Source organism: Aquaspirillum sp., from assembly GCF_055136605.1.
The window spans coordinates 1-6,703 of record NZ_JBSQVP010000092.1 but is presented as its reverse complement, the minus strand read 5'-3'; the positions used below and the strand labels follow the sequence as shown (position 1 = coordinate 6,703).

Sequence of the window (6,703 nt, the reverse complement as noted above, 5' to 3'; positions counted from 1 at the left end):
GACTAATTGTGTTAGTTGTTTCTTCAAACCGCAACGGAAAGGCTAGATGCTTTTCAAGCACTAGCAACTGTTGTTCGGTAAATTGAAAATTTTGTTTATTGGTTTTGTCAAAATCATCAATGCTTTTTACCTTTAATTTTTGAGCTAGCAATTGATAGCAAACATCAGCATCAATAAATCCCATTTCAATCATAAGATTACAAATTTTTGATTTTGTTGCCCTATGTTTTTGTTCTTCGAGTGCAATCGAGAGTTGCTGCTCATTGATAAACCCTTTTTCAATGAGGAGTCTGCCAATTTTTTTATCATCCATTCTTTTATCTCAGCTAACTTTTTCAATTTGAGAAAGACGATTCTCTACTTGCTCAGTATTAAATTGATAAGAAGATCCTTGTTGTATAAGTTCTATCGATTTTCTATAAAATAGGATGGCTTGATTTTTTAAACCGAGCTGATCAAGGCTAACTGCTAAATTAAAAGCAAAATCGGCCTGCTTCGGTTGCATTTCATAAGCAATAAAGAAATTCTCTTGTGCTTGTTGCCAGTCACCAATTTTTGCCAACTCAATTCCATATAAGAATATCTGGTCTGCTGTCATATCTTTGCTAACTGTCTTACTTATTATTTGTTCTTCTTCGTGCTGATCAAAAAAGTAGCGTTGTTTGGGAGGGTGATCTTCCTTTGCTACAGATAGAGGTTTCTCGGTAGGAGAAACTGTTTTGAAACTTAGCACCTCTTTTTCTATATCTACTTTTTTATTGTCTTCATCGATAACAGATGATGGTGCCGGATATTCTCTAGCGAGTTTATCAAGTAGTTGTTCTTCCAAGTTTTCTTCTGAAATAGGTGGTTCCGGTAGAACATTGGTTGCTTTTTGTGTACTCTTTTGTATCTGAGGAACTTGTTCGGCTTTAGCACTAAACAAAGTAAGATCTGTGCCAAATAAAAATCCCGCAAAAGTGAAAATACTACCCACAATCAACACGGGTTTGATGTTTTTTGTTTGTTTTGTCTCTGTCTCTTGAATCGATTGTTGATGTAAAGATTGTTCTATCTCTTGATGGTGCGATCTGCCTGGAAAGTTAAATTCACTTTGTGGCTTAATTTTCATATTAACCTCCATTTAATAGGTTTGGGTGAGGCTTAGAAATTAACGTTGGTTTGATCAAAACTACCAGTTCTGTTTTTTTGGTTTCTTCTGTTTGATACTTAAATACGTTACCCAGCACTGGCAGACGGCTAATAAAGGGCAAACCTATATTGTTTTCTTTAATCTGGTCTTTAATTAAGCCACCAAGAACAGCAACTTGACCATCTTGAAGGAACAGTGTTGATTCCAATTCACGAATCTGCACGATAGGGATTTCACTTTTTACATCAACTGAGTGAGTTTTAGCTTGTTGTGAAAGTGCTAAATCAATGGCCGGGTCTCTGATATATCCAATGACAGAAGAGATTGTTGGACGAATGTTGATTGCTATTTTTCCTTGATCGGAAATTTGCGGCAAAATAGTGAGGACTATACCTTCTGAAACAGTATTTAAATAACTTTCGTAACTGGTTCGACTGACCTGATTGTTGTTGCCCTCGGAGATATTGACCCGCATAGTAAAATAAGGGATATCTTGTACTGCCTTCAGAATAGCGGGTTGATTGTTTAAAGAGATAATTTTAGGGCTGGATAAAACTTTGAGTTTGCCAAAGCTTTCTAATGCTTGTATTGTGCTTTGTATATTTCCACTGCGAGAGATGTATTCAAAAAAAGGTAATGCAGCATTGAATTTTGGTATTGGGCTGCTATTGATATAACGGGCAAAGTTTTGTTGGTAGCGGTAATGTCCTTCTTGAAATATTCCTTGCCAATCAATACCCATTTGATATTCACGTGACAGTTCTATTTCAATGATAGTTGCCTCTATCATGACCTGTTTGTTGCTTTGAAGTTCTATTTCTTTAATCAGTTGAGAGATTTTTTGATGTTGATTTTCAGTTGCCAGTATGGAAACAATGCCAGTCTCTTTGTGAATTGAAACTAAATTAGACGTTTGAGAAAAACTGTCTTTGCTTTGAATTGTTGCTGTGTGTTGATTCGATTTTTGTTCGCTAGATTTTGGCGTTGAATCGACGACGGTTGGTGGAGGGCTACGTTCTTGCAGAGTTTTTTCAAGATGATTTTGTAAACTCTGCCAAAAGTGATTATGTGCCTCGTTTTGAAATTGACTATATGATCCTGCTTTATGCCCTGATTGATTGCCTGGAATAATGCTATGACTGCCACTGGCTTTGACGACTGAGCTTGCACCAATTTCTGTTTTATATTGACGGTTTAGGTTTAAGTGGTTGATTTGGTAGTGTTTTAGATAGGGTGTATCTGGCTCAATAATGATAGCCTGATCGCTCATGCGCCAACGGATGGCAACTTGTTGTGCAATACGATTTAAAATAGCTGGTAAAGATTGTTTAACAGCATGGATTGTGATCAGACCATTGATTGCTGGATGGACATCGGCATTGAGCCCTGCCTCTTTTGCTATTTGGGTGAGGACATCACGTGCAGGGGCTTGTGAAACGACTAAAGAAAAAGTTTTGGGCGCTGGTTCAACCAAACTGGGTAAGGATGGCTTGATATCAGGAGTGGATAAAACAGTAGGGGATGGATGGACTGGTGGGGAAAGATGATGCGGCGAAGGTGTTAGAGGTCGATGCTGACACGCCGTTAGCGATAACATAACCGTCAGCAGCAAAGGAATTTTTGCTTGTTGGCATGCTCTAATATGAAATTGCATTCCCATGGTTGTCGACTCCACGCCCAATTGACGGCAACAATTTGGTATCTCAATTCATCACGGAATATAATCCGTCTGTCGAGGTGATATTTATCATCTCGCTTTTTTATTTGCAATGCTAATGTGCTTGCTGGGTGGGTATATGTGCAGTGAAACAGATTACAAACCTTTCATAGAACTTAAGAATGTTAGTTTTTCCTACGGCACAAAGCCTATTTTGCAAGACATTTCACTATCTATACCGCAAGGTAAGCTAGTTGCCATAATGGGCGGGTCGGGTTGCGGAAAAACAACATTGCTGCGTCTATTGTCGGGTCAGGTGAAACCACAGTCTGGTTCTGTTTGGGTCGATGGTTGTGAGGTCAATCGGCTTTCTGATCGGGACTTACTGGTATTGCGTCGGCGTTTGGGGATGTTGTTTCAATTTGGTGCTTTGTTTACCGACTTGAATGTATTTGAAAATGTGGCATTTCCGCTGCGTGAGCATACTCAATTGCCAGAGGCAATGATTCGTGATTTGGTGTTGATGAAACTACAGGCGGTGGGTTTGCGTGGTACAGCGAATTTAATGCCATCCCAGCTATCAGGGGGGATGTCGCGTCGGGTCGCTTTGGCGCGGGCGATTGCCTTAGATCCTGCGTTAATGCTGTACGATGAACCTTTTACTGGTTTAGACCCGATTGCACTCGGTACGATTGCTGTGTTGATCCGCCGTCTTAATGATGCACTTAAAACAACGGCAGTGATGGTTACCCATGATGTGCATGTTTCGTTGAATATACTAGATTATGTGTATTTTATTGCCGAGGGAAAAATTGTCGCACAAGGGACACCGCATGAAGTGCGTGTTTCGACTGACCCATTTGTGAAGCAATTTGTCCAAGGTGAAGCGGATGGCCCTGTAAGGTTGCACTATGCTGCGGCTGATTATGCTACTGAACTTGGTTTAACGTCCTGAGGAGATTCATTTGCCTGATTTATTGTACCCCTTACGTCGAGTTGGGCATCTGGTTATAGAAGGTGTTTGGCGTTTTGGTTTTGCCATGCGCTTTTTGTTTCTGTTGTTAATCAATTCTTTACAGACATTACAGCGACTGCCTCTGTTAATCCGTGAGATTTATTTTGCGGGTGTGTTGTCATTATTGATCATTGTTGTGTCTGGTACCTTCGTCGGGATGGTGTTAGCTCTGCAAGGCTATACCACGCTCAATAGTTTTGGTTCTACAGAGGCACTTGGCACCTTGGTGGCATTGTCTTTGCTGCGTGAGCTTGGTCCGGTATTGGCTGCCTTGTTATTCGCCAGTCGATCTGGCAGTGCCATGACCGCAGAAATTGGTCTGATGAAAGCCACCGAGCAGCTAGACGCGATGGCAGTGATGGGGGTGAATCCGATAGCACGGGTGTTAGCCCCCCGCTTTTGGGCTGGTGTGTTATCAATGCCCTTACTTGCTGCTGTATTTAATGTGTGTGGAATTGTGGGTGGTTATTTCGTTGGTGTGGTGATGATTGGTCTCGATGGAGGGGCTTATTGGTCACAAATGCAATCGAATGTTGATCTTCACTATGATGTGGTGAATGGTGCGATTAAAAGTGTGATTTTTGGGATAGCGGTGACGCTGATTGCAGTATTTGAGGGGGTGAATGCGGTACCTACTGCTGCTGGTGTATCGGGCGCAACCACTCGAACTGTGGTGACTTCTGCACTGGTGATTTTAGCCCTCGATTTTATCTTAACGGCTTTTATGTTCTAAGGATTCAAGAATGGTGCAACGCGGTACGATAGATTTGTGGGTTGGTGTCTTTGCGGTGATTGGTCTTGGTGCGCTGTTATTCTTGGCACTGAAAGTCGCAAACCTGACCTCCTTCGGTTCTGGCGTGCAGAGCTATGTGGTGTATGCCGAATTTGACAATATCGGCGGTCTAAAAGTCAGAGCGCCAGTGAAAGCCGCCGGTGTATTGGTGGGCCGAGTCGAATCGATTGCCTTGGATACAAAAACCATGCGTGCTCGTGCTACTTTGGCATTGAACAGTGAATATCGTTTTAGCAAGGATGTCAGCGCGCAAATTTTGACCGCAGGTCTATTGGGTGAACAATATATTGGGTTGTTAGATGGTGGTGATGATATCCAATTGGCCGCAGGCGATAAGATTGGCATCACTTCATCTGCATTAGTATTAGAAGATCTGGTTGGTAAGTTTATGTTGAACTTTGCCGAAAAACCGACCAGTCCAACTGAACCATCATCATTTAATTAAGGAAAATAAAGTATGTTACAAAGTTTACAGCGTTGGTTAATGCCCATCGTTTTCTGTGCTGGCTTACTGCCCTCTACTGTTGCGTTAGCGAATGACACCCCTGATGCGATGGTGCGTCAGGCTTCACGGCAGGTGTTAGATACACTGAAGAAAGATGATGGCAAGAATAGTCGTCAAGTTCGTGCCGAAGTCGAGGCCATTGCCATACCAAAATTTGATTTTAAACGCATGACAGCCCTAGCCGTAGGACGCGGGTGGAAAGAGGCCTCTTCTGCTCAACAGGAAGAACTGCAAGTGCAGTTTAAAACCTTACTGGTCCGTACCTATACTTCAACCATGTTCCGTTTCCGTAATGCACAGGTCAACGTTGCTTCTAACCCTGTCATTTCTGCCGATGGCAACGAAGCTACCGTGCGTAGCCAAGTGGCAATGGGGGATGGTAAAAATGTGCAGGTTGATTATTCGTTATATAAAGTTGCCGGTGAATGGAAGGTCTACAATGTTTCTGTTGAAGGCGCGAGCTTGGTGACTGTTTATCGGAATAATTTCAACGATATCATCCGCCAATCGGGTGTTGATGGCTTAATTAAGTCATTAAAAGAGAAAAACGATGCTTTCATCGCCAAAAGCTGAGTTGTCGGCGTGGCCGCTAAAGGGCAACGTCACGTTTTATGAGGCCGCAAACATTGAACGTGAAATGAGTCAAGCATTGCAGCGTGGGGTTGTCTGTTTTGATTGGCAAGCGGTGGATAAGGTTGATTCTGCTGCTGTTGCTCTGGCATTGCAGTTACAAAGAATAGCTGTGACAAAGAAGGTCGAGCTTGTGCATTGTCATCTGCCTCAGGCCTTTTTAGATCTCGCTGACTTATATGGAGTTTCTCATTTTGTTACCCGTATTGAATAGGCGCTCGGTGATGGTGACAGCCTTGGTGCTGACCTTAACCGCGTGTGCCAGTGTTGAACAGCGTCATGCCCGAGATCCTTTTGAACCGGTTAACCGAGTCGTGTTTTCTTTTAATCAGAAAGCTGATCGATATGTGATTCAGCCGGTTGCTGAAGGATACAAAACGGTGACACCGGAGCCGGTTCGGGTAGGGGTGAGTAACGTTTTTGACAATATGAAAGATATTGTCAGTTTTGCCAATCATGCTGTGCAATTAAAACCAAAAGAAGCGCTGAATGATTTTTTCCGCGTTGCAGTCAATACAGTATTTGGTTTTGGCGGTTTGCTTGATATTGCTTCACCGATGGGATTAAAAAGTCAAAAGAGTGGATTTGGTGATACTTTAGCGCATTATGGTTGGAAAAATAGTGATTATGTGATGTTGCCTTTATTAGGGCCCTCGACTGTACGGGATACGATTGGTACTGGTGTTGATTTCGTTTCTAACCCCCTCGATCACTACGTACAACACGATGTACCGACACGTAATACGCTAGCTGGCGTCAATGTCATCAACCAGCGGGCACGTCTCCTTGGTAGTGAAAAACTGTTGGAAGAGGCTGCGCTGGATCCGTACTCTTTGATGAGGGATACCTACTTACAAATGCGCGATAAAAAAGTCGGGTTGCCATCACAAGCAGAAGAAGACATTCCAATTAATGAATTAGTTAATCCTTAATAGATTATTTTTCTGATTAGGTCTAGAAAGCGCCGTCAC

At 42.5% G+C, this 6,703-nt stretch carries 9 protein-coding genes; 6 read left to right on the top strand and 3 right to left on the bottom strand.

Features of this window, described 5'->3' with window-relative positions; all coding sequences use genetic code 11:
- The 3 genes from ACTBZS_RS11520 to ACTBZS_RS11510 all read right to left on the bottom strand — a co-directional run.
- On the bottom strand, positions 1-313 hold a 313-nt coding region (locus ACTBZS_RS11520), incomplete at its 3' end, for a hypothetical protein (RefSeq protein ID WP_463044224.1).
- A 9-nt stretch (positions 314-322) separates the two neighbouring features.
- Complete coding sequence (locus ACTBZS_RS11515; RefSeq protein ID WP_463044223.1) at positions 323-1,111, bottom strand: tetratricopeptide repeat protein; 789 nt, start codon at positions 1,109-1,111, stop codon at positions 323-325.
- 1 nt (position 1,112) lies between these two features.
- The gene (locus ACTBZS_RS11510; protein WP_463044222.1) at positions 1,113-2,792 is read right to left on the bottom strand and encodes a type II secretion system protein GspD; all 1,680 of its coding nucleotides are present in this window, start codon (positions 2,790-2,792) and stop codon (positions 1,113-1,115) included.
- A 136-nt stretch (positions 2,793-2,928) separates the two neighbouring features.
- On the opposite strand from ACTBZS_RS11510, the gene ACTBZS_RS11505 reads away from it, so the two are divergent.
- Genes ACTBZS_RS11505 through ACTBZS_RS11480 form a run of 6 tightly spaced genes read left to right on the top strand, consistent with a single transcriptional unit; the run spans position 2,929 to position 6,664 of the window.
- Positions 2,929-3,744, top strand: coding sequence for an ABC transporter ATP-binding protein (locus tag ACTBZS_RS11505; protein WP_463044221.1), 816 nt, complete (start codon positions 2,929-2,931; stop codon positions 3,742-3,744).
- A gap of 10 nt (positions 3,745-3,754) precedes the next feature.
- Positions 3,755-4,537, top strand: a complete 783-nt coding sequence (mlaE, locus tag ACTBZS_RS11500; protein WP_460429451.1) for a lipid asymmetry maintenance ABC transporter permease subunit MlaE — start codon at positions 3,755-3,757, stop codon at positions 4,535-4,537.
- A gap of 13 nt (positions 4,538-4,550) precedes the next feature.
- Positions 4,551-5,042, top strand: a complete 492-nt coding sequence (gene mlaD, locus ACTBZS_RS11495) for an outer membrane lipid asymmetry maintenance protein MlaD (protein ID WP_463044225.1) — start codon at positions 4,551-4,553, stop codon at positions 5,040-5,042.
- 12 nt (positions 5,043-5,054) lie between these two features.
- Entirely contained in the window at positions 5,055-5,675 is a 621-nt protein-coding gene (locus tag ACTBZS_RS11490) for an MlaC/ttg2D family ABC transporter substrate-binding protein (protein WP_460429452.1), read from the top strand.
- Positions 5,653-5,946: an STAS domain-containing protein gene (locus tag ACTBZS_RS11485; RefSeq protein WP_463044220.1), complete on the top strand. Its 294-nt coding sequence runs from the start codon at positions 5,653-5,655 to the stop codon at positions 5,944-5,946. The genes ACTBZS_RS11490 and ACTBZS_RS11485 overlap by 23 nt, the downstream gene beginning before the upstream one ends.
- Before the next feature lie 10 nt (positions 5,947-5,956).
- Positions 5,957-6,664 carry an MlaA family lipoprotein gene (locus ACTBZS_RS11480; RefSeq protein WP_463044219.1) on the top strand — a complete coding sequence of 236 codons (708 nt, stop codon included), beginning with the start codon at positions 5,957-5,959 and terminating at the stop codon, positions 6,662-6,664.
- Positions 6,665-6,703 lie beyond the last annotated feature (39 nt).

What these genes read in the sequence shown, in the direction of transcription:
- ACTBZS_RS11515 (WP_463044223.1), bottom strand. Translation starts at nt 1,111, where the DNA reads ATGAAAATTAAGCCACAAAGTGAATTTAACTTTCCAGGCAGATCGCAC.
- ACTBZS_RS11510 (WP_463044222.1), bottom strand. Translation starts at nt 2,792, where the DNA reads ATGGGAATGCAATTTCATATTAGAGCATGCCAACAAGCAAAAATTCCT.
- ACTBZS_RS11505 (WP_463044221.1), top strand. Translation starts at nt 2,929, where the DNA reads ATGTGCAGTGAAACAGATTACAAACCTTTCATAGAACTTAAGAATGTT.
- ACTBZS_RS11490 (WP_460429452.1), top strand. Translation starts at nt 5,055, where the DNA reads ATGTTACAAAGTTTACAGCGTTGGTTAATGCCCATCGTTTTCTGTGCT.
- ACTBZS_RS11485 (WP_463044220.1), top strand. Translation starts at nt 5,653, where the DNA reads ATGCTTTCATCGCCAAAAGCTGAGTTGTCGGCGTGGCCGCTAAAGGGC.
- ACTBZS_RS11480 (WP_463044219.1), top strand. Translation starts at nt 5,957, where the DNA reads ATGGTGACAGCCTTGGTGCTGACCTTAACCGCGTGTGCCAGTGTTGAA.